Annotated in this window: 19 protein-coding genes; 3 read left to right on the plus strand and 16 right to left on the minus strand. The window is 72.9% G+C overall.

The window, feature by feature from the left end; translation table 11 throughout:
• Positions 1-16 precede the first annotated feature (16 nt).
• Positions 17-1192: a hypothetical protein gene (locus WBQ80_RS05900; RefSeq protein WP_336571363.1), complete on the plus strand. Its 1176-nt coding sequence runs from the start codon at positions 17-19 to the stop codon at positions 1190-1192.
• 97 nt (positions 1193-1289) lie between these two features.
• On the opposite strand, the gene WBQ80_RS05905 is transcribed toward WBQ80_RS05900, so the two are convergent.
• The 8 genes from WBQ80_RS05905 to WBQ80_RS05940 all read right to left on the minus strand — a co-directional run bounded on the left by WBQ80_RS05905 (position 1290) and on the right by WBQ80_RS05940 (position 11094).
• Complete coding sequence (locus WBQ80_RS05905) at positions 1290-1904, minus strand: thymidine kinase (protein WP_336571362.1); 615 nt, start codon at positions 1902-1904, stop codon at positions 1290-1292.
• Complete coding sequence (locus WBQ80_RS05910) at positions 1905-2615, minus strand: response regulator transcription factor (protein WP_336571361.1); 711 nt, start codon at positions 2613-2615, stop codon at positions 1905-1907.
• Positions 2605-3729, minus strand: a complete 1125-nt coding sequence (locus tag WBQ80_RS05915; RefSeq protein WP_336571360.1) for a hypothetical protein — start codon at positions 3727-3729, stop codon at positions 2605-2607. Before WBQ80_RS05915 ends, WBQ80_RS05910 begins: the two co-directional genes overlap by 11 nt.
• Before the next feature lie 14 nt (positions 3730-3743).
• The gene (locus WBQ80_RS05920; protein WP_336571359.1) at positions 3744-5078 is read right to left on the minus strand and encodes a sensor histidine kinase; all 1335 of its coding nucleotides are present in this window, start codon (positions 5076-5078) and stop codon (positions 3744-3746) included.
• Positions 5079-5136: 58 nt separating this feature from the next.
• On the minus strand, positions 5137-6759 hold the full coding sequence (locus WBQ80_RS05925) for an Rv2578c family radical SAM protein (RefSeq protein WP_336571358.1): 1623 nt from the start codon (positions 6757-6759) through the stop codon (positions 5137-5139).
• Positions 6760-6898: 139 nt separating this feature from the next.
• A complete protein-coding gene (locus WBQ80_RS05930; RefSeq protein WP_336571357.1) occupies positions 6899-8704 on the minus strand; it encodes an ABC-F family ATP-binding cassette domain-containing protein in 1806 nt (601 codons plus the stop codon).
• A gap of 358 nt (positions 8705-9062) precedes the next feature.
• Positions 9063-10562: a malate:quinone oxidoreductase gene (locus WBQ80_RS05935; protein ID WP_336571356.1), complete on the minus strand. Its 1500-nt coding sequence runs from the start codon at positions 10560-10562 to the stop codon at positions 9063-9065.
• Between the two features lie 112 nt (positions 10563-10674).
• On the minus strand, positions 10675-11094 hold the full coding sequence (locus WBQ80_RS05940) for a hypothetical protein (RefSeq protein ID WP_336571355.1): 420 nt from the start codon (positions 11092-11094) through the stop codon (positions 10675-10677).
• A gap of 86 nt (positions 11095-11180) precedes the next feature.
• Here WBQ80_RS05940 and WBQ80_RS05945 point away from each other — a divergent pair, with 86 nt between their 5' ends.
• Positions 11181-11801, plus strand: a complete 621-nt coding sequence (locus WBQ80_RS05945) for a MerR family transcriptional regulator (RefSeq protein ID WP_336571354.1) — start codon at positions 11181-11183, stop codon at positions 11799-11801.
• A 23-nt stretch (positions 11802-11824) separates the two neighbouring features.
• Here WBQ80_RS05945 and WBQ80_RS05950 read toward each other — a convergent pair whose 3' ends face one another.
• The 6 genes from WBQ80_RS05950 to WBQ80_RS05975 all read right to left on the minus strand — a co-directional run bounded on the left by WBQ80_RS05950 (position 11825) and on the right by WBQ80_RS05975 (position 18331).
• A complete protein-coding gene (locus WBQ80_RS05950; RefSeq protein WP_336571353.1) occupies positions 11825-12034 on the minus strand; it encodes a hypothetical protein in 210 nt (69 codons plus the stop codon).
• Positions 12035-12237: 203 nt separating this feature from the next.
• Entirely contained in the window at positions 12238-13293 is a 1056-nt protein-coding gene (locus WBQ80_RS05955; protein ID WP_336571352.1) for an aspartate-semialdehyde dehydrogenase, read from the minus strand.
• A gap of 159 nt (positions 13294-13452) precedes the next feature.
• A complete protein-coding gene (locus WBQ80_RS05960; protein WP_336571351.1) occupies positions 13453-14727 on the minus strand; it encodes an aspartate kinase in 1275 nt (424 codons plus the stop codon).
• Positions 14728-14880: 153 nt separating this feature from the next.
• Positions 14881-15234: a nuclear transport factor 2 family protein gene (locus WBQ80_RS05965; RefSeq protein ID WP_336571350.1), complete on the minus strand. Its 354-nt coding sequence runs from the start codon at positions 15232-15234 to the stop codon at positions 14881-14883.
• 76 nt (positions 15235-15310) lie between these two features.
• Complete coding sequence (recR, locus tag WBQ80_RS05970; RefSeq protein WP_336571349.1) at positions 15311-15907, minus strand: recombination mediator RecR; 597 nt, start codon at positions 15905-15907, stop codon at positions 15311-15313.
• A 3-nt stretch (positions 15908-15910) separates the two neighbouring features.
• Positions 15911-18331, minus strand: coding sequence for a DNA polymerase III subunit gamma and tau (locus WBQ80_RS05975; protein ID WP_336571348.1), 2421 nt, complete (start codon positions 18329-18331; stop codon positions 15911-15913).
• Between the two features lie 206 nt (positions 18332-18537).
• On the opposite strand from WBQ80_RS05975, the gene WBQ80_RS05980 reads away from it, so the two are divergent.
• Positions 18538-18909: a TraR/DksA family transcriptional regulator gene (locus tag WBQ80_RS05980; protein WP_336571347.1), complete on the plus strand. Its 372-nt coding sequence runs from the start codon at positions 18538-18540 to the stop codon at positions 18907-18909.
• A gap of 16 nt (positions 18910-18925) precedes the next feature.
• Here the strand turns inward: WBQ80_RS05980 and WBQ80_RS05985 are convergent, their stop codons facing one another.
• Together WBQ80_RS05985 and WBQ80_RS05990 are read right to left on the minus strand one after the other, a co-directional pair.
• On the minus strand, positions 18926-20329 hold the full coding sequence (locus WBQ80_RS05985) for an MFS transporter (RefSeq protein WP_336571346.1): 1404 nt from the start codon (positions 20327-20329) through the stop codon (positions 18926-18928).
• Positions 20326-20913 (minus strand): winged helix-turn-helix domain-containing protein, encoded by a 588-nt coding sequence (locus WBQ80_RS05990; protein ID WP_336571345.1) that lies wholly within the window; start codon positions 20911-20913, stop codon positions 20326-20328. The genes WBQ80_RS05985 and WBQ80_RS05990 overlap by 4 nt, the downstream gene beginning before the upstream one ends.
• Positions 20914-20932: the final 19 nt, after the last annotated feature.

The following is a 20932-nucleotide window of genomic DNA, read 5'->3' on the forward strand; positions in this document are numbered from 1 at the left end:
GAGGTAGGGGGCCGAGATGACCGCGAAGGACGACGCCGAAGCCAAGAAGATCGAAGCCGAACTCGAGGAGTGGTCCTCCGGCTGGGCTCGGGCGATGCGCAGATCCAAGGCACAGGCGGAGATCGATGAGAAGTCGACTTCACTCCTGAAGTCGCAGGTCGATGTCGCCAAGAGCATGGTCCCGGATGTCTCGGGATTGAAGGGCTCCGCCACGGTATCCGGCGGCGCGCCATATCGTGCCAGGTTGGTGGCGGATGCGCTTGAGGGAGCGTGCGCGAACATCGCGACGAAGACCAGGGACCTGCTGGACGGCAGGTCCATCATCATCACCTCGAACGACGACCTCCTTCAGCAGGCTGTCGATCACGCGAGCATCGCCTCCGAGATGCAGGCACTCGTTGCGTCGGCCGGCCGAGCCCTCAGGCTTCGGGCCGAGTTCACCGGCGAGACGCTTCCGGAGGAGGGCTCAGGCGGCGACGGTGCCGGTGGGGACGGGGATGTCGGCACGATGATGGACGGCATCGCCGCCGGTATCGGGGTCGCGTCGAGCATCATCGGTGCCGTGACCTCGCTGTTCACGGTGACGCGCAGCTTCGAGAGCGGTCCGCAGGAAGTCGACCGTGATACCGCGATGCTGGCGATGCTCGCAGCGCTCCGGAACGCCAACCATCGCAACGTCACGCTCGAGCGATTCAGATTGCCCGCCGCGGACGGGCTCGTCGACGAATACCGCGCCCTTCAGGACCGTCTCCGCGCCGCGTCGGCGGCTGCCTCGGATCTCACGGAACGCACGGAGCCGGACGACCAGAAGGCGAGGCGCGCGAGTGCAAGGAAGGCCAACGATGCGCTCATCGAGGCGATCGTCACGTTTCTCCGCGTCGCTTCGACCTCCGTCGACGCCGGCGCGAGCCCGCTCGGGCGGGCGTTGCTTCACGAGGCTCTTGTCGGGCGCGACGGTTCGCGCACCGACACATGCCTGTTCTATGTCGGGAAGCCGACAGCCGACGCCGCGCGGGACACCGAGGAGCGGCTCGGGAAGGACAAGATCGATGGATTCGCGTCGGTGAGCGTGCCGTACATGATCGCAGCATCTGCGGGGCACACCATCGCGGCAGGCATCGAGCACGGGACGGCATCGGTCTCGATCACGCTGGGGAGCTCCGGCTCGCCGACCTTCCGAGGACCGAACTAGCGAGATCGAGCACCGACAGGGCGCACCCTCCGTTGCCGAGCGAGGGCGGGTCGCTGCCGCGCGACGTGAACGCGGCGCAAGCTCGAGTCGCGACCCTTCAGTGCCGCCCGTTCAGCACGCCGCCGCTCTCCTGCAGGTAGCAGACGCCGCAGAGCGACTCGTACGTCACCTCGACCCCGTCGATCGCGACCTGGTCGCCGTCGAAGATGTACTCTCCGCCGACGCGTCGGCCGTTGAAGATGGCCTTGCGCCCGCAGCGGCAGATCGTCTTGAGCTCCTCCAGGCTGTGCGCGACCTCGAGCAGTCGTCGGCTGCCCTGGAACGCGACGGTCTGGAAGTCGGTGCGGATGCCGTAGGCGAGGACGGGCACGCCGTCGAGCAGTGCGATGCGCAGGAGGTCGTCGACCTGGTCGGCCGTGAGGAACTGGGCCTCGTCGACGAGCAAGCAGCTCACGTCGCGCCCGTGCGCCTCGATCACCGGCGTCCGGTATCGCTGGAACAGGTCGAGCACCGTGTCGTCGGGTGCGATCGTGAAGTCGACCTCGCGCACGACCCCGAGGCGCGAGACGATGTCTCGGTCGCCCTTCGTGTCGACCGCGGGCTTCGCGAGGAGCACCCGGTGCCCGCGCTCCTCGTAGTTGAACGCCGCCTGGAGCAGCGCCGTCGACTTGCCGGAGTTCATCGCGCCGTAGCGGAAGTACAGCTTCGCCATCTATTCGAGCATTCCGTCCTCCGCCGCGCGGCGGATCAGGTCGGCGCGACGCCCGGCCGGCCGGCCGGCCTTCGCGTACTTGTCGCGCGCGCGGCGCAGGTAGGTCTTCGCGCTCTCGTAGCCGACGCCCATGCGGCGGGCGACCTCCATGGTCGACAGGCCCTGGACGTACAGCGCGACGGCCCGGCGTTCGGCGGCGCTCAGGGCCGCGTCCGCGACATCCGTCGGAACGTCGGAAGCGGATGCCGCGGCGACGGCGCCGTCGCGCTGCGCCGGCCGCTTCGGGATGCGCTCGCCCCGGGCGACGCGACGCACCACGTCGATGACCTCGCTCACCGGCAGCGTCTTCGGCACGAAGGCCGCAGCACCCGCCTTGAGCGACCGCTCGCGCGACTCGGCGTCGTCGAGCGCGGTCACGACGACGACCTCGCTGCCGGCGGCCCGGCAGGCGCGGATGCGGGACTCGATCGACACCGACTCGGGCAGCTGCAGGTCCATCAGCACGATGTCGACGGGGAAGCCGGGATCGCGGATGAGGTCGAGCCAGCGCGTCGCGCGCAGGATGACCTTCACGTCGGGGGCGTTCTCGGCGATCCAGAACGCGATGCCGTCGACGATGACGGCATGGTCGTCGAGGATGCCGACGCGGACGGGGACGGCCGCATCCGCGCCGTCGTCGTGCCCTCCGTCGGACACGCGCTCAGCCGTCATGTCGGAACTCCACGCGTATATTCTCTCCCGCCGACGACACCTCGCCGCGCATGCCCACCGCGCGCGCGACCGCCGTGAACCGCTCGATGTCGCGACGACCCAGCGGACCCGCTCCCTCGCGGGCCGCGAGGGTGATCCGGGACCCGCTTCGAGCCCCGCCCGAGAAGGCGATCGTGACCGACGAGGCCCGTCGCTCGTCGGTCAGCCAGGCGATGAGCGCCGTGATGGTGGCGCGCTGCTCGTCCCGCAGCAGCGACGCCGCCGCCTCGTCGTCGTGCACGGTGACCGGGATCCCCCGACTGCTCGAGACCGTGGCGGCGAGCTCGTCGAGCCACGTGGACTCGATGCCGGCCTTGAGCGCGCGCCGCAGGGCGTCGGCGAGCCCGCGGGCCCGATCGGCGTCGGCCACCGAGATGCGGTCGGCCGTCATGACCTGCGCGAGGAACGGCAGCACCTCGCGGCTCAGTACGGAGACGCGACCCTGCTGCACCGAACGGGCGATGCCCGTTCGCATCGCCGCCTCGTGCTCGAGGGCCGCGGCATTGGTGCGGCGCTGCCACGCGAGCGTCTCGGACACGACCGTGGCGGAGTACGCCGCCGCGGCCGCCGCGGGCGCGAACACCGCCACCGCGTTCACGACCGCGAACGAGAACGACGGCGCCGCCGTCGCCGCCGAACCGGCGGTGCCGATGCCGAGGATCGCGACGACCGCCGCACCGAGCGCGCCGGCGACGAGCAGCGCCCCCCACGAGCAGAACGGCGCGAGGGCGAGCAGCAGGAGGCCGAGCGCGAGCGACCCGAAGTCGTCGTACAGGTAGCGGTTCGCGTTGACGGTGCTCACGTACTCGGCGACGGCGCCGCCCAGGGCGAGGAGCACCACGAGCCCGAGTCGCTCGACCGTGAACGGAGCACGGCTCGGCAGGGTGGACAGCCAGGCGACGGCGGCCGCGGCCGCGACGAGGGCGACGGCGAGGAGCGCGGCGAACGGCGAGCCGATCTCGTCGGCGTGCCACCAGCTCAGCGCGACCGCGAGGCCCGTCGCGCCGACGGCCCCGGCGCCCACGAGGGGCACGGCGGCGATCCCGCCGAGCGGGTCGACCTCCTGCTGTGTCATCCGGATGGTGCCCCTCATCGGTCGCCTCCACCCGTGGGGACGGTGAGGAGCACGGTCGTGCCCACGCCCGGACGCGACCAGACCTGGACGGTGCCGCCCTCCTGCTCGATGCGGCCCCGGATCGACGTGCGCAGCCCGATTCGGTCCTCGGCGATCCCCTCGACGTCGAACCCTGCGCCGCCGTCGATCACCGCGACGGTGACGTCGTGCTCGCCCGGGCCCACGGCGATCTCGACCTCGTCGACGCCCGCGTGGCGGACCACGTTCATGAGGCACTGCGTCACGGCGGCCTCGAGCGCCTCGCGCCGTCGCGGGTCGATGCGCGCGAGGGCTTCGGGGTCGCCCGAGAGCCGGACCTCGAGCCCGGCGTGCCGGGCGACGTCGATCGCGTCGGCGAGGGGCGCCGCGCCGGCCGTGACCGTCGAGTGCGGCGCCGGGGCGATGCGGGCGCCGGCGTGCGCACCGCGGTCGACAGGGCCGCCGGCGACCGCGCCGCCCCCGCGGACGGCGGGGGTGCGGTGCTCGGCGTGGTCCGCGTGGTCGATCGCCCAGTCCCGGCCGACGATGAGCGCGAGGTCGTGGCGGATGTCGGACCGGAGCCGTTCGGCGACCGGACCGGAACCGGCCGTGGCGATCGCGATGAGGTGGCTCAGGGCGGTGTCGTGGAGCCGGGCGATGGCGCGCAGTTCGTAGTCGTGCCGGATCTCGAGTTCACGGGTCTGCTGGGTGGCCCGGTACAGCCCGGCCTCGCGCCGGGTCGCGGTGCGACGGGAGACGGCGTCGAAGGTGCGCACGACCGCGACGATGAGGAAGGCGGCGGTCGCGCTGAGGTTGGGCGCCCACACGGCGACCCCGGCGGGACCGTCGAGGGACGCGCCGGCGAGCGCGACGGCGAGCAGCGTCGCCGCCTCGCCCATGCCCCACCCGAGCGCCGCCCACGTGATGGCGATGCGGGAGCCGAAGCCCGCGCCGCCGAGGAGCACGAGTGCGATCCGGGGCAGCGCGAGCAGCACGTTGTCGGTGCTCTCGAAGTCGCTGCCCGCCATGACGATCAGCGTGGTCAGTGCGAACGCGACCGCCGCCCCGACCATGAGCGTGAGCACGGTGAGGGTCACGGTGGGCCAACGTGCGAGTGCGGCCTGCGCGAGCGCCTGGGCCGCGAACAGCGCGAGGACGAGCGTCGCGGAGGCACGCGGGTCGGCGAGGCCCCACGCGCGCCCGTCGATGACGGACGCGGCGGCGAGCACCATGGCGGCGAGGAGGCAGACGGCCGCGGCGCTGTGGCCGGCGCGCGTGAGCGCCCGATTCAGGGAGGCTCCCGCGAGATGCTCGGGAAGGCCCAGGGTCATCGCCGCTCCCATCCGTCGGCGGGGCCACGCGCCCGCCCCGTGAGGATTATCCCAGTTGTCAGAAGAGCATGGTGGGTGAAGCTGCGGTGAGACCGGGTGCTTCGGATCGCAACGGGGCGGGCCGGCGCGGCGCCGCCCACCGCGAGGGTGCCGAGGAGGCGACCCCGCCGGTGACGACGTCCTCCCGCCCCCGCTGCATCCGGTGCGCCCGCAGCAGCGGCCGCATGCGCTCGGCGAGCCAGGCGCGGTACTCCTTCGGCGCGTACGCGCTCGACCCCGGGTACATGGCCCGATAGCGGTCGACGAGTTCCGGATGCTCCCGCCCGAGCCAGTCGAAGAACCACGGCTTCACCGAGCCGCGCAGGTGCAGCGCCGAGTACACGAGGCTCGTCGCTCCCGCCGCCTCGGCGCGCCGCACCGCCTCGTCGAGATGCGCCTTCGTGTCGGTCAGGTACGGGAGGATCGGCATGAGGAACACCGAGCAGTCGAAGCCCGCCTCGCGAGCCGCGGTCACCGTGGCGAGACGGGCCGCCGTCGTCGGCGTGCCGGGTTCGATCGATCGCTGCACCTCGTCGTCGTAGACGGCGATCGACATCGCGAGGTCGACGGGCACGTGCTCGCGCGCCGCCTGCAGCAGCGGCAGGTCGCGCCGCAGCAGCGTGCCCTTGGTCAGGATGCTGAACGGCGTGCCGCTCGACGCGAGCGCGTCGATGATGCCCGGCATGAGTGCGTACCGCCCCTCGGCGCGCTGATAGGGGTCGGTGTTCGTGCCGAGCGCGACGGGCTCGTGCCGCCACGAGGGACGCGCGAGTTCGCGCTGCAGCACCTCCGCCACGTTGATCTTCACCACGATCTCGCGATCGAAGTCGTCGCCGGCGTCGAGGTCGAGGTACTCGTGGGTGGGCCGCGCGAAGCAGTTGTGGCTCACCACTCCGTTGGCGATGAAGTCACCCGTGCTGGTCGTGATGTCGAGCAGGTCGAGCTCCGCGCCGAGCGGCTCGATCGACACGACCCGGAGGTCGGCATGGGTCGTCGCCGTCGATCCGATGATCTCGGGCCGGCGAACGATCGCCGGGTTCCCGATGCCGGCGAACGGCTCGCGCGGTGCCGATCCTCCGCGCAGGCGCGTCCGGCCGGCATCCGGTCCCAATCCGATGAGCGAGTCCGCGGTGGTCAGGTACGGCCTGCCCGAGCCGTCCATCGCTCCGGTCACGTGCTTCCAGCCGCCCTCGGTGAGGAAGCGGTGGTCGCCGCTGGCGATGATGCTCGTGCCGTCGGCGAGCGTGATGCGGAGCCCCCGTTTCCGCGTCGACCACTTCGCGAGCACCATCGACGCCGTGTACGTGCGGGAGGGACCGGCGCGTGTCGTCCCGACCACCACGTCGCCCACTCGGAGCTCGCGCAGGGACCGAACGGAGCCGTCGGCCAGGGTGATCGAGGTGCTCGGGTCCAGGCAGTAGACGCAGGCGTGCGAACACCCCCGGTACGGGTTGATGGTCCAGCCGAAGGGCACGTACGACTGGCCCGGCACCTTGTTCAGCGCGGACTTCGCGAGCACTTCGTGAAAGGTCACCCCCGCGAACTCGGGCGTCTGAACCGACCGCACCAGGTTGTTCAGTCGCGCGAGCCCGGGCAGCGTGCCCTGCTGCTCGACGCCGAGTTCCTGCCCGTTCCACCTCACCACGACATTCGAACACATGTTCGAATCGAGGGCAAGCGGATGCCGCGGCGCGTCGCCGCGGCATCCGCTCAGCCCGTCCCTCGGCCGAGACCCGCTCCGCCCGCAGGAGGACGCGCGTTCCAGCGGACGCGCCTGGACATCAGCAGGAGTCCTGCGCACGGGAGCCGAGGACGACGGCTGCACCGCTCCGGGCCGGCTCGAGCGCGAGCTCCTCCCCCTCCCATCGGCGGCGCAGCCACCGGTCGTGGCTCGCCACGACCACGGCGCCCGGGTACGCGCCCAGCGCCTCCTCCAGCTCGCCCGCGAGGGCGAGCGAGAGGTGGTTCGTGGGCTCGTCGAGCAGGAACACGTGCGGCGGCGCCGCGATCACGAGGGCGAGCGCGAGCCGCCGCTGCTGTCCGATCGACAACCGGCCCACCGGGCGGTCGAGGTCGCGCGCGGCGATCAGGCCGAGGTCCGCGAGCGGCACGCGTTCGGCACGTCGCTCCCCCAGCACGCGCTCGTACACCTCCCGTGGCGTGGCAGCCGGATCGGCGAAGCGCACGTCCTGCTCGAGCAGGCCGACGCGCAGACCGCGCCGCCGGTGCACGGTCCCGCGCTCCGGCGCGAGGCGGCCCGCCAGCAGCGCGAGCAGCGTCGACTTGCCGGCGCCGTTCGCGCCCGTGACGAGCAGCCGGGTCATCGCCCCGATGCGGAGCGCTCTCAACTCGAGGCGTCCGTCCACCGCGACATCCGACAGCTGGAGCAACTGGCCGCCGTCGCCGTCGAGCGCGTGCGAGCCCGACGGGATGCCGCCGAACGACACCGGCGACGGCGGCCTCGCGACCTGCGTGCGCTCGAGCTCGGCGAGCCGCAGCTCGGCGTTGCGCACCCGGCGCGAGACCGCCTGCTCGACGTTCTCGCGCTTGAAGTGCTTGAGGAACTTGTCGTTGTCGCGCGCCGCACGACCGTGCGCCACGTCGCGGGCGGACTCCGCGACGACGAGCCGCACGCGCTTCAGCTCCGACTGCTCGTCGGCGTGCTGACGCACCCACCGCGCCCGCTCGTCGGCCCGGACGGCGAGGTACTCGCTGAACGAGCCGCCGAAGACCGTGCCGACGGATGCCGCGAGGATCGCGTCGCGCGTGTGCAGGCCCGCACCGCTCGCCGCACCCGAGCGCGCGAGCGCGGTCGCGCCCGCTCGCCCCGGGTCGAGGTCGAGGAGCCCCGTCGCGACGCGGTCGAGGAAGGCGCGATCGTGGCTGGCGAACAGCACCGGCCCGCGCCAGTCGCGAAGCCGCTCCTCGAGGAAGGCGGCCGCGTCGTCGTCGAGGTGGTTCGTCGGCTCGTCGAGGAGCAACGCGTCCGGCGAGGACAGCAGCAGCGCGGCGAGCGCGAACCTGCTGCGCTGCCCGCCCGACAGCTCGTCGATGCGGCGGTCGCGACCGAGTCCGGACAGGCCGAGCCCGTCGAGCAGCTCGTCGCGGCGACGATCGACCGACCACACGTCGGCGCGCTCGGCCGCCTCGAGGGCGGCGGCGTACCGCTCGGCGGCCGCCTCGGCGACGGGACCCGAGGCATCCGGAGAGGCCGGTGCGACCATGGGATCGGACCCGGCGAGGGCGAGCGCGGCCTGATCGAGCTCCCGCTCGATCGACCGCACCTCGGCGACGGATGCCTCGAGCACCTGGTCCACGAGGTCGTCGGGTGCGAACGGCAGCTCCTGGAAGAGCATGCCCGTCCGCACGGGGCGCGAGACGCGGCCGGCGACGACGGCGTCCGGCAACGGGTCGCCGGAGACGACGCGGAGCAGCGTCGACTTGCCGGCGCCGTTCTCGCCGATGAGGCCCAGGCGACGACCCGGGGCGACCGCGAGGTCGAGATCGGACAGCACGCGACGATCGGCGAACGCGACCGACAGCCCGTCGACGCGCAGGTGAGCGGAGTGGGAATGGATGACTGACATGAGGTCGAACCCCTTACCGAGGAGGCCCCCGGGTCGCCGGCGTGCGAACGCGCGCTTCAGCGGGCGCGGACGACGCGTCGGACACGGCCCGACGTCACGCGTGGACGGCGACGACGACCCGGGAGCGGATGGTGGATCCCGCCGGGCATCTGCCGTGGCCCGGGTGCGCGCGAACACTGTCGCGATCAGTGCAGGGAGCACACCCCGGTATCAACGGCGCCTCGGGCGCGGGACGATGGGATGTGCTCACTTCATAGCGGGGTCGACTGTAGCAGAGCCGCCGCGATCGGTCGAGAGGGCGGTCCGGCGCCGGCGTCTCGGGACGGGCGCTTCGCGCCGTGCTCGGCCGGCGGACGGATCACCTCGAGACGAGCGCCGTGCTCGGCGTGAGCTGCAGCGCGGCCGCGGTGCGCTCGAGCGAGGCCGCCGCGGCATCCGGGTCGTCGGAGAGCGTCGTGCCGAGCGACGGGATCATCTCGCGGAGCTTCGACTCCCACCCGCCCATGCGCTCGGGGAAGCACTTCTGCATGACCTCGATCATGATCGGCACCGACACCGACGCACCGGGCGAGGCGCCGAGCAGGCCCGCGATCGTGCCGTCGGCGCCCGAGATCACCTCGGTGCCGAACTGCAGGATGCCGCCCTTCTCGGGGTCCTTCTTCATGACCTGGACGCGCTGTCCGGCCGTGATGAGCTCCCAGTCCTCGGACTTCGCGGTGGGCATGAACTCGCGAAGCGCCGCCATCTTCTTGTCGCGCGACGCGAGCAGTTCGGAGATCAGGTACTTCACGAGGTCGAAGTTGCGCAGCCCCACCTGCAGCATCGGCCCGAGGTTGTGGGTCCGGATCGAGAACGGCAGGTCGAACCACGTGCTGGACTTGAGGAACTTCGGCGTGAAGCCCGCGTAGGGCCCGAACAGCAGGGACGTCTCTCCGTCGACCACGCGCGTGTCGAGGTGCGGCACCGACATGGGCGGTGCGCCCACGGCGGCCTTGCCGTAGACCTTCGCCTGGTGCTGTGCGACGAGCTTCGGGTCGGTGGTGCGCAGGAACTGCCCGGAGATCGGGAAGCCGCCGTACCCCTTGATCTCGGGGATGCCCGAGTGCTGCAGCAACGCCAGCGCGCCGCCGCCCGCGCCCACGAAGACGAAGCGCGCGCGCACGGTCTCGACGTTGCCGCCGACGAGGTTGCGGATCCGGAGCCGCCAGGTGCCGTCCTGCTGGCGCTTCAGCCACGTGACCTGGTGGTCGGTCCGGATCGAGCCGCCACGCGATTCGAGGTCGCGGAGCAGCTGCACGGTCAGGGAGCCGTAGTCGACGTCCGTGCCCGACTCGATGCGGGTCGCGGCGACCTTCGCGCGCGGGTTGCGCTTCTTCGCGAGCAGCGGCGCCCACTGGGCGATCGTGTCGAGGTCCTCGGTGTACTCGATGCCGGCGAACAGGGGCTGGCCCTCGAGGGCCTTCACGCGCTTCCTGAGGTACTCGATGTTGGCCTTGCCGCGCACGAAGGTCATGTGCGGGGTCGAGTTGATGAAGCTCCGGGGGTCGGGCAGCGCGCCCTGCTCGACGAGGTGCGCCCAGTACTGCCGGCTGACCTGGAACTGCTCGTTGATCTGCACGGCCTTCGCGGCGCTCACGCTGCCGTCGGGCGCCTCGGGCATGTAGTTGAGCTCGCAGAGCGCCGCGTGCCCGGTGCCGGCGTTGTTCCAGGGGTTCGACGACTCCTGCGCCACGCGGCCCAGCCGCTCGTAGAGCCGGATGCTCCAATCGGGCTGCAGCCTCGAGAGCAGGGAGCCGAGCGTGGCGCTCATGATGCCCCCGCCGATCAGCACGACGTCGACGGTCTCCTCGGAAGTCACGGGTTCCAGTGTAGGTGGGCGCGGATGTACGCGTTGACCAGCCCCGACTCCCGCAGGCGCCACGCGGGCCAGCCACGCTCGGCGGTGGCCGCGCCCGCGGGGATGCAGCGCCTCAGAGCGCGGCCGCTCCGCCGGCGATCAGGCCGACACCGGCCGTCACGAGGGCCGCGGTGAGTACGATCGCGCCCGCCCAGAGCAGCGCGATGAGCCGGTTGGGCCGCTTCGGGTCGGCGCCGATTACGGAGAGGAAGAAGCCGGCCGGCATGAGGATCGCCGCGACGGGCACGCCGAGGCGCGCCAGCTGCATCCAGAACCCGTCGAGTGAGGCGTGCGAGACGACGGCGAGGATGGCGACCGAGAGCACGAGGAGCACGGCGGCGTGCGCGTGGCCCGCGCGGAAGAAGGACTGCTGCAGCGCGTTCGCCTCGACGTGCCCCCGCACCACGCGGGTGAGGAAGTATCCCCCGCTCTCGACGGTCACGAGGGCGAGCAGCAGGATGCCGATGAGGATGAGGTCGTGGGGTGCGGGCATGGCGGCTCCTCGAGTCGATCGGATGTGATTGGATAGTGATACTTCCCAATATTAGGGAGCGTCACTATCCAATGCAAGGAGTCGGCATGCGCATCTCCGCCCTCGCCGCCGAGACGGGACTTCCCCTCGCGACCGTGAAGTACTACCTGCGCGAGGGCCTGCTCCATCCGGGCGTCGCGACCTCGGCGACGCAGGCGACGTACGACGAGACGCACGTGCGACGCCTGCTCCTGGTCCGTGCGCTGATCGGGTCGGTGGGCCTCGGCGTCCAGCAGGTCCGTGCCATCCTGCGGCTCGTGGACGACCCGGGCGACGACCTCTACGCGACGCTCGGTCGCGCGGTGTCGCACTTGCCGCCGGCGACCGAGCGGCCGGACGCCGGCGACCTCGATCCGTTCCCCCGCGCGCGTGCGGCGCTCGAAGCCCTCGGCCAGGTGTACGACCCCGACTACGCCGCCGTCGCCCAGCTCGAGGCGGCGCTCGCGGCGACCGAGGCGGCCGGCATGCCGATGACGAGCGACCGCCTGCTCGCGTACGGACGGCGCCTCCACGAGATCGCCGAGTACGACCTCGAGCGCCTGCCCGGCGAACCGCACGCCGCCGTCGAGTACACCGTACTCGGCACCGCACTGTACGAGCCCGTCATCCTCGCCCTGCGCCGGCTGGCGCACCAGGACGTCGCCGCGGGCCGCGACCTGCGCGGCTGAGCGGGCGGCGCCCGACGCGCGACTCAGAGCCCCGGCTCGTCGAGCTCGGCGCCCACCTCGGCGGCGGCATCCGCCACCCACCCGATGATGCGATCGACCGATGGCGGCCGCTCGTCGGTGTACCAGAACGGCTCGACCACGACCAGGCTCGCGTCGGGCAGCGCGTCGCGCAGGCGCCCGAGGTCGTCGCCGGCGACGACCTCGCGGTGGTTCACGAAGCCGAGCCCGTCCACGCTCGGGTCGTACTCGGCCCAGCCGCGGTCGCGCGAGACGGTCGTCGACCAGCGCGGCGAGAGGTCGCTGGTGCCGGTGCCGCGCGTGTCGGAGTCGCCGTGGAACGCGACGACCTCGGCCGCCCCGCCCCTCGGGGGCGGCTCGGCCTCCGCCCATCCGTCCGCCGAGACCCCCGCGCCGGGGTCGAGCGTGCCGGGCGCGGCTAGACCTTCGCGGGCAGTTCGGCGGCGACGAGCTCGGCGATCTGCACCGCGTTCAGCGCGGCACCCTTGCGCAGGTTGTCGTTCGACACGAAGAGCACGAGGCCGCGGCCCTCGGGCGCCGACTGGTCGCGGCGGATGCGGCCGACGTAGCTCGGGTCGGTGCCGGCCGCCTGCAGCGGAGTCGGGATGTCGCTGAGCTGCACCCCCGGCGCGTCCGCGAGGAGCTCGGTCGCGCGCTCGGGCGTGATGTCGTTGGCGAACTCGGCGTGGATCGACAGCGAGTGGCCCGTGAAGACCGGCACGCGCACGCACGTGCCCGCGACGCGCAGGCCCGGCAGCTCGAGGATCTTGCGGCTCTCGTTGCGCAGCTTCTTCTCCTCGTCGGTCTCGAGGTCGCCGTCGTCCACGATCGAGCCCGCGAGCGGGATGACGTCGAACGCGATCGGCCGCGGGAACTTCCTCGGCTCGGGCATCCTGACCGCGGAGCCGTCGTGGACGAGGTCGATCGCGTCCTGCTCGACGGCCGCCTTCGCCTGCTCGAGCAGCTCCTCGCCACCGGCGAGGCCGGCCCCGGAGACGGCCTGGTACGTGGCGACCACGAGGCGCTCGAGGCCGGCCTCGTCGTGCAGCACCTTCAGCACGGGCATCGCCGCCATGGTCGTGCAGTTCGGATTGGCGATGATGCCCTTGCGCGCCTCGGCGATCGCGTGCGGGTTCACCTCGCTGACCACGAGCGGCACGTCGGGGTCCATGCGCCATCCGCTGGAGTTGTCGATGACCGTCACGCCGGCGGCCGCGAAGCGCGGAGCCTGCGCCTTCGACAGGGTCGCGCCCGCCGAGAAGATCGCGATGTCGAGTCCCGTCGGGTCGGCGGTCGAGGCGTCCTCGACGACGACGTCCTCGCCGCGGAACGGCAGCGTCGTGCCCGCCGAGCGCGCCGACGCGAAGTAGCGGATCGACGCGACCGGGAAGTCGCGTTCCTCGAGGAGACGGCGCACGACCGCGCCGACCTGGCCGGTGGCGCCGACGACGCCGATGTTCACTCCCTGTGGCATGGTGCTCCCTCTCGTGCCTTCCAAGTCTGCCGGAGATACCGCGATGCACGGCTCCGGGGCGGCTGTTCGTCCGGTATTGGCAGGGTTGCCGGGTTCGCTGGCAGTCGGTCGACGGATGCCGCGCGGAACGCGGCGGCGCGGCATCCGCTCGTCTCGCGCCTAGCGCCCCGTGCCCGCGTAGACGACCGCGTCGGCGTCGCCGTCGAGCTCGAACGCGGTGTGCACCGCGCGAGCCGCCGCGTTGACCGAGTCGGCGCGCGTGACCACCGAGATGCGGATCTCGGACGTCGAGATCATCTCGATGTTGATGCCCGCGTCGTAGAGCGCCTCGAACAGCTTCGCCGAGATGCCGGCGGCCGAGCGCATCGCGGCGCCGACCAGCGACAGCTTGCCGATCCGGTCGTCGTACTGCAGCGACTCGAAGCCGAGCGACGCCTGCGCCTCGGACAGCGCCGTGAGCGCGCGCTCGCCGTCGGACTTCGGCACGGTGAACGAGATGTCGGTGCGACCGGTGGCCGCCGCCGACACGTTCTGCACGATCATGTCGACGTTCGCATCGGTGTTCGCGACGATCTTGAAGATCTTGGCGGCGGCGCCGGGCACGTCGGGAACGCCGACGACGGTGATCTTCACCTGGCCCAGGTCGACCGCCACACCGGCGATGACGGACTCTTCCACAGCTTCTCCTTCGGGAAGGCGCTCGGGGTCGTAGACGACGGTCCCCTCGCTGTTGTTGAACGACGATCGCACATGCAGGGTCACCCCGTGGCGGCGCGCGTACTCGACGGCCCTGATGTGCAGCACCTTGGCTCCGGATGCCGCGAGCTCGAGCATCTCCTCGCTCGTGATGCGGTCGAGCTTGCGGGCCTTCTTCACGACGCGCGGGTCGGACGTGAAGACGCCGTCGACATCGGTGTAGATCTCGCACACGTCGGCGTCCAGCGCCGCCGCGAGCGCGACCGCGGTGGTGTCGCTGCCGCCGCGTCCGAGCGTGGTGATGTCGCGCGATTCGCGGCTGAAGCCCTGGAACCCCGCGACGATGACGATCGCGCCCTCGTCGAGCGCCTCGCGCAGGCGCACCGGGGTGACCTCGACGATGCGTGCGGCACCGTGCGTGGCATCCGTGATCATGCCGGCCTGGCTGCCGGTGAACGACCGGGCCTCGTGGCCCATGCTCTTGATCGCCATGGCGAGCAGGGCCATCGAGATGCGCTCGCCCGAGGTGAGGAGCATGTCGAGCTCGCGCGGCGCCGGCATGGGGCTGACCTCGTGCGCGAGATCGAGCAGCTCGTCGGTCGTGTCGCCCATCGCCGAGACCGCGACCACGACGTCGTTGCCCGCCGCGCGGGTGTCCACGATGCGCTTCGCGACCCGCTTGATGCTCTCCGCATCGGCGACGGACGATCCGCCGTATTTCTGCACGATCAAGCTCACGTGGGCGCTCCCGGGGGTGTCTGGGCCGGGGAAACGTTCACCCGGCGCCGGAACGTCCATCATACGGCGGGCCGCATTCCGGCCCTGCCATGTGACGGGGCGCCCGCGGCGCGCACCGGCGGCGTCGTCGGCGGTGCGGCCCGGCCGGGACGGTCAGCGGTCGCGCTCCATGTACCACTCGGTGAAGCGGGTGGCGCGACCGTCGGCCGCGAGGCGGATGACCCACAGGTTGTCGTAGAGCTTCGCGGCCGGGTAGTCGGTGCGGCCCTGCACGACGGCGAGGTCGTCGGTCTCGACGAGGACCTCCCAGTCGAACGTCCAGTCGTCGGGCTCGTCCTTCGAGTCGATCCAGCCGGCGATGATGGCCTCTCGGCCGCGCATGGCGTCGGGGTCGTCCGGGCTGAACTCGTACACGGCGTCGTCGGTGAACAGCGCGGAGATGTCGTCGGGGTCGTTGGTCTCCCAGGCTCGGACGTATCCCTCGACCCACTCGCTGCCTGCGCTCATGTGGTCCGTTCTATCGGCGCGGCATCCGGCCGTCAATGGGTCGACGCGGCGGACGAGCCGCGCCCGTCGCGCGGGCTCAGCCGACGACGCGGCGACCCTCGAACGCGCGACCGAGCGTGACCTCGTCGGCGTACTCGAGGTCGCCGCCGACGGGCAGTCCCGAGGCGAGTCGCGTGACGCGGATCTCGAGCGTGGTCAGCAGTCGGCTGAGGTAGGTCGCGGTCGCCTCGCCCTCGAGGTTCGGGTCGGTGGCGATGATGACCTCGGTGACCGTGCCGTCGGCCAGCCGCTGCATGAGCTGGCGGATGCGCAGCTCGTCGGGACCGATGCCGTCGATGGGGCTGATGGCGCCGCCGAGCACGTGGTAGAGGCCGCGGAACTCGCGCGTGCGCTCGATCGCGACGACGTCCTTCGCCTCTTCGACGACGCAGATGAGCGAGGCGTCCCGGCGAGGATCGCGGCAGATCGAGCACGTCGCCTGCTCGGCCACGTTGCCGCAGATCTCGCAGAACTTCACCTTGTCGCGCACCTCGAGCAGGATCTCGGCGAGCCGCGACACGTCGAACTGCTCGGTCTGGACGATGTGGAACGCGATGCGCTGCGCCGACTTCGGCCCGATGCCCGGCAGCCGGCCGAGCTCGTCGATCAGCTCCTGGACGATGCCCTCGTACACGCGTTACCCCCGCTCGCCGAACCGGGCGGGCGGCGGCGCCTCGACCTCTTCGAGGAACGTCGCGCCGAGCAGGTCGCGCACGACGGCCTCGCCGTAGCGCTGGATCGGCGCCGTGCCGCCGGACGCGCGAGGGGCGGGAGGACGACGCGCACCGCGAGCGGCGGACGGCGCCGCCTCGACGGGCGCGGATGCGGCCGGCGCGGATGCGGGTCCGGGCGCCGGGTCGAAGGGCGGCTCCTCGTCGAGCGGAGGCGCATCGGCGTCGTCGGGCGGCGGAACCTCGTCGGTCGGCGCGGCGTCGGCCTCGCCGGGCCGCTCGGCGACGGCGGTCGCGGAAGGACGACCGGCGGCCGCCCCCGCGAGACCGGACGCCGGGTCCGCGGCGGCCCGGCGACGGACGGGAGCCTCGGTCGCGGCGACCTCGCCGGTCGGGTCGGATGCCGGGATGGCGACCGTCGCCCAGGAGTCGACGGGGCCCGCAGCCGCCGGCGGCGCCGTCGCGGACGCGGCCGGCGCTGCCGCCGCGCGGGCGGTCGCGGAGGGTGCCTGCGACCGTGCGGAGCCTCCGGTCGCTCGGTCCGTCCGGGCGGCCGAGGGCGCGTCGGTGCCGGCCCCGGCGCCGCCGCCGCGACCCGGTGACGCCTGCGGCTCGGCGGACCCCGGCGGCGTCGACCCCGCACCGCCCGGTGCGGGAGCGGCGCCGCCCGCGGGGCGCTCGGCGCCCTCGGGTGGCGGGGTGCGGTCGCCCATGACGCGGGGGATGAACTTCACCTGCACGCCGAGGACCTCGGCGATGGCGCCGCGCAGCAGTTCGGCCGGGCTCTGCAGGCCGGTCGCGCCGCGCAGTTCGTTCACGTCGTTCTGGCTCGGGAAGCCCAGCACCAGCACCGAGTCGTCGGTGCGGTAGTCGATGACCTTCGCCGTGAGCGCCGCCATCCACGCGGTGCGCTTGGTGCGCTCGAGCACGCCCAGGATCTCGGGCCACGCGTCGCGGAGCTGCTCGAGCGTCACGGGCCCGACGGGCATCGCGCGCGCAGCGGGCGCTTCGGGCGTGGCCTCGCCGCCGGCGCTCGACCGGTCGGCGGGCGGGACGGGGGTCGGCGGCACCTCGCCGACCGATGCGGCGACCACGACCGGCTCCGCCGCGCGAGCCGGCTCCGCCGCGCGGGGCGGGAGGTCGCTCGTCGGCGGTGCGGACGACGCCGGGGCCGCCGGGGCCGGCGCGGACTCGGGCCCGCCGGCGGGCGCCGTGGCATCCGTCACGCCCACGCGGCGCTCGAGCCGCTCGACCCGTGCCAGCGCTCCACGCTCGGTCTCGTCGCTCGCCGGGACGAGCACGCGTGCGAGCATGAGCTCGAGGTGCAGCCGCGGCGACGTGGCGCCGGTCATCTCGGTGAGGGTCTGGTTGACGAGGTCGGCGACGCGGGAGAGCTCGGCCGGGCCGAACGCGGCCGCCTGCCCCGCCATGCGCGTGAGCTCGTCGGCGGGGACCCCGCGCAGCACCGCGGCGGCGGCCTCGGGGCTCGTCGCGGCGACGACGATGAGGTCGCGCAGCCGCTCGAGCAGGTCTTCGACGAATCGCCTCGGGTCCTGGCCGGTCTGCATGACCCGGTCGGCGGCGGCGAACGCCGCGGCGGCGTCGGCCGCGCCGATGGCGTCGACCACCTCGTCGAGCAGGGCGCCGTGCGTGTAGCCGAGCAGCGCGACCGCGCGCTCGTAGCCGACGGTCGACCCCTCGGACCCCGCGATGAGCTGGTCGAGCAGCGAGAGCGTGTCGCGCGGCGAGCCGCCGCCCGCCCGCACGACGAGCGACAGCACGCCCGGCTCGACGGCGACCCCTTCTTCGTCGCACAGCTGCTGCACGTAGTCGAGCATCGGCGCGGGCGGCACGAGGCGGAACGGGTAGTGATGGGTGCGCGAGCGGATGGTGCCGAGCACCTTGTCGGGTTCGGTCGTCGCGAAGATGAACTTGACGTGCTCGGGCGGCTCCTCGACGAGCTTCAGCAGCGCGTTGAAGCCCTGCGGCGTGACCATGTGGGCCTCGTCGAGGATGAAGATCTTGTATCGGTCGCGCGCGGGTGCGAAGACGGCCCGCTCGCGGAGGTCGCGTGCGTCGTCGACGCCGTTGTGGCTCGCGGCGTCGATCTCGACGACGTCGAGCGACCCGCCGCCGGCGCGGGAGAGCTCGACGCAGCTCGGGCACGTGCCGCAGGGCGTGTCGGTCGGGCCCTCGGCGCAGTTGAGGCATCGGGCGAGGATGCGCGCCGAGGTGGTCTTGCCGCACCCGCGCGGGCCGCTGAAGAGGTAGGCGTGATTCACCCGGTCGGTGCGCAGCGCCGTCATGAGCGGCTCGGTGACCTGCGACTGGCCGATCATCTCGGCGAAGGTCTCGGGCCGGTATCGGCGGTAGAGGGCGGTGACCACGGCTCAATGCTAGTCGCGGCCCCCGACAGCGCGGCCCGCGTTCCGGCACCCGGTCCGGGCGGGGGCAGCCCCCTCGACGGCGGCGCGCCGCCGCGTCGGGCCGCGCCGATCGGCCACCGTGACGGCGGGCGGGCATAGGATCGGTGGACCGCATCGGCGCGGCCCGCACATCCGCCCGAACGGTGGACGACGACGGAGGTGGTCACGTGACGGGGATCCGCAGCGCGGAGCAGCTCGAGCGCTTCCGCGAGTTGCTGCTGGCCGAGCGGCAGCAGGCGGAGGAGCGCCTCGCCGAGCAGAGCGAGGGCATCCTGGCGGTGCGCGAGGCGAGAGCCGACGGCACCGTCGACGACGAGCACGACCCCGACGGCCCGACGATGAGCCAGGAATGGTCGCAGCGCACCGCGGTGCTGCACGACGTCGAGCACGAGCTCGTCGACGTCGACCGCGCACTCGCGCGCATCGACGACGGCACCTACGGGGTCTGCGAGAAGTGCGGGCAGAAGATCTCGGTCGGCCGGCTCGAGGCCCGACCCACGGCCACGCTCTGCATCGACTGCGCGCGCAAGGTCCGCTGAGCTCGACCGCGGCCGATCAGCGTGCCGATCCGGCTGCCGCGCGGGTTCCGCCGTCCGCCGGGTCGGCGTCGGCGTCGTCGCCGGCTCGGTCCTTCACACCGTCGGATGCCGCGCGCCCGGCATGCGACAGTCCGTCGAACGAGCGCAGCAGCAGCGGACTCGCACCGAGCACGGCGTAGAGGACCGACGCACCCGCGAGCACCGCAGGCAGTCCGAACGCCTCGACGAGCACGCCGGCGAGGAACGCCCCCACCGGCATCGACGCGGCGACGCCCGCCGTCAGCGCCCCGAAGACGCGGGCCCGCATGCCGTCGGGCACCACGGAGTACAGCGCCGTCGCGATCATCGGGTTGATGGCGCCGGCCGCGAGCCCCGACAGCGCCAGGACCGGGAAGAGCACCTCGACGGGCGCGCCGAGCGCCATCGCGGCGTAGGGCGGCGCGCCGGCCAGCACGAAGCAGATCGCGAACATGGTGCGTCCCGATGCTCGGTGCCCGACGATCCCGAACAGCGCCGAGCCGGTGAGCGCGCCCGCGGCGAAGCAGCCGACCATGAAGCCGAGGGTTGCCGGGTCGCCGAGCACCTGCGACGCGTACACGGGCTTCAGCACGGTCATGCCGGCCGCGTCGATCGCGTTGGTGAGCGTGACGAGCAGGACGACCCCGCGCGCGAGCGGGGTGCGCATGACGAAGCGGATGCCGGCGACGAACGCCTGCACGCTCGACCCCGCCGACTCGCCCGCCCCCTCCGATCCGGACTCGGGCGTCGACTCCGACCCCGCCTGTCCGTCGCCGCCCCGCAGGGCTGCGGGCCGCGGCACGAGGAGCGCGACGAGCAGCGCCGAGAGGGCGAACCCCGCGGCGTCCACGACGAGCGCCGTCATCGGCCCGGCGAGCGCGACGAGGGCGCCGGCCGTTCCCGCGCCGACCATCGTCGCCGTCCGCTGCACGGCCGACTGGGCGCCGGCCGCGCGCGCGAGCGGGGTCCGGGCGAGGGCGGCGAGGTCGGGCATCAGGACGGTCTTGGCCGTGTCGCCCGGCGCGTCGAGCAGTCCGCCCAGGAAGACGAGTGCGAGCAGCGCGCCGAACGAGAGCATCCCCGCGGCATCCAGCAGCGGGATCGCGAGGACGGTGAGGCCGCTGGCGAGGTCGGCCGCGATGCTCGACGCGCGGTACCCGAAGCGGTCGACGAGCACGCCGCCGAGCGCTCCGCCGATCACGAGCGGCACGGTGGCGAAGATGCCCGCGACGCCGGCCGCGAGCGGCGAGCCCGTCTGCTGCAGCACGATGATCGGGATGGCCACGAGGGCGATCGCGTTGCCGGCGAGCGAGCACAGCTGCGCCGCGTACAGCGCGATGAGCGGCATCCGGCGCCGCGGGACCGGCACCGGCGACGCGGCACGCGCCGCACCCGCGCTCATGCGTCGGCCCTCGGGAAGACGTGCGTCATCCACCGCACCGCGCGGGCGCCCTCGCGCGGCTCGCGACCTCGAGCCCACCACTTCTCGCGCACGGCGGCGAGGTCGGCCGAGAGCTCGCGGAACTCTGCGAGCGTGAGGTGCGCGGCGCCGTCGCTCGAGTCGGATGCGGCGACCCACTCGGGCTCGAGGCCTGCCTCGGCGGAGAGGGCGTCGAGCAGTTCGCGGTGGTAGGTCTCGAGCACGGCACGGCGAAGCGCGTCGGATGCCGCGTGCCGGTCGGGGTCGCCGATGAACTCCTCGGTCCGCCAGCTCGTCACCTCGTGCGCGGCGCGCCACCAGCGCTCACGACGATCGCGGGCGAGTTCGGGGGCCTCCTCGACGAACCCGTGCTTCGCCAGCGTCGCGAGGTGGTAGCTGATCGAGCCCGGCGCCTCGCCGGTGCGGTCGGCGAGCATGCCGACGGTCGCCGGGCCGTCGACGCGCAGCAGGCCGAGCAGGCGCAGGCGCATGGGATGGGCCATCGCGCGCATCGGGCCCGCGTCGTGCAGCTGGACCCGGTTCGGCTCCGGGCGGGCGTTCTCCATGGCCCCAACGTACATCCAC

The sequence above is a fragment of the Agromyces sp. CCNWLW213 genome, from assembly GCF_037199545.1.
Taxonomy (GTDB): Bacteria; Actinomycetota; Actinomycetes; order Actinomycetales; family Microbacteriaceae; genus Agromyces.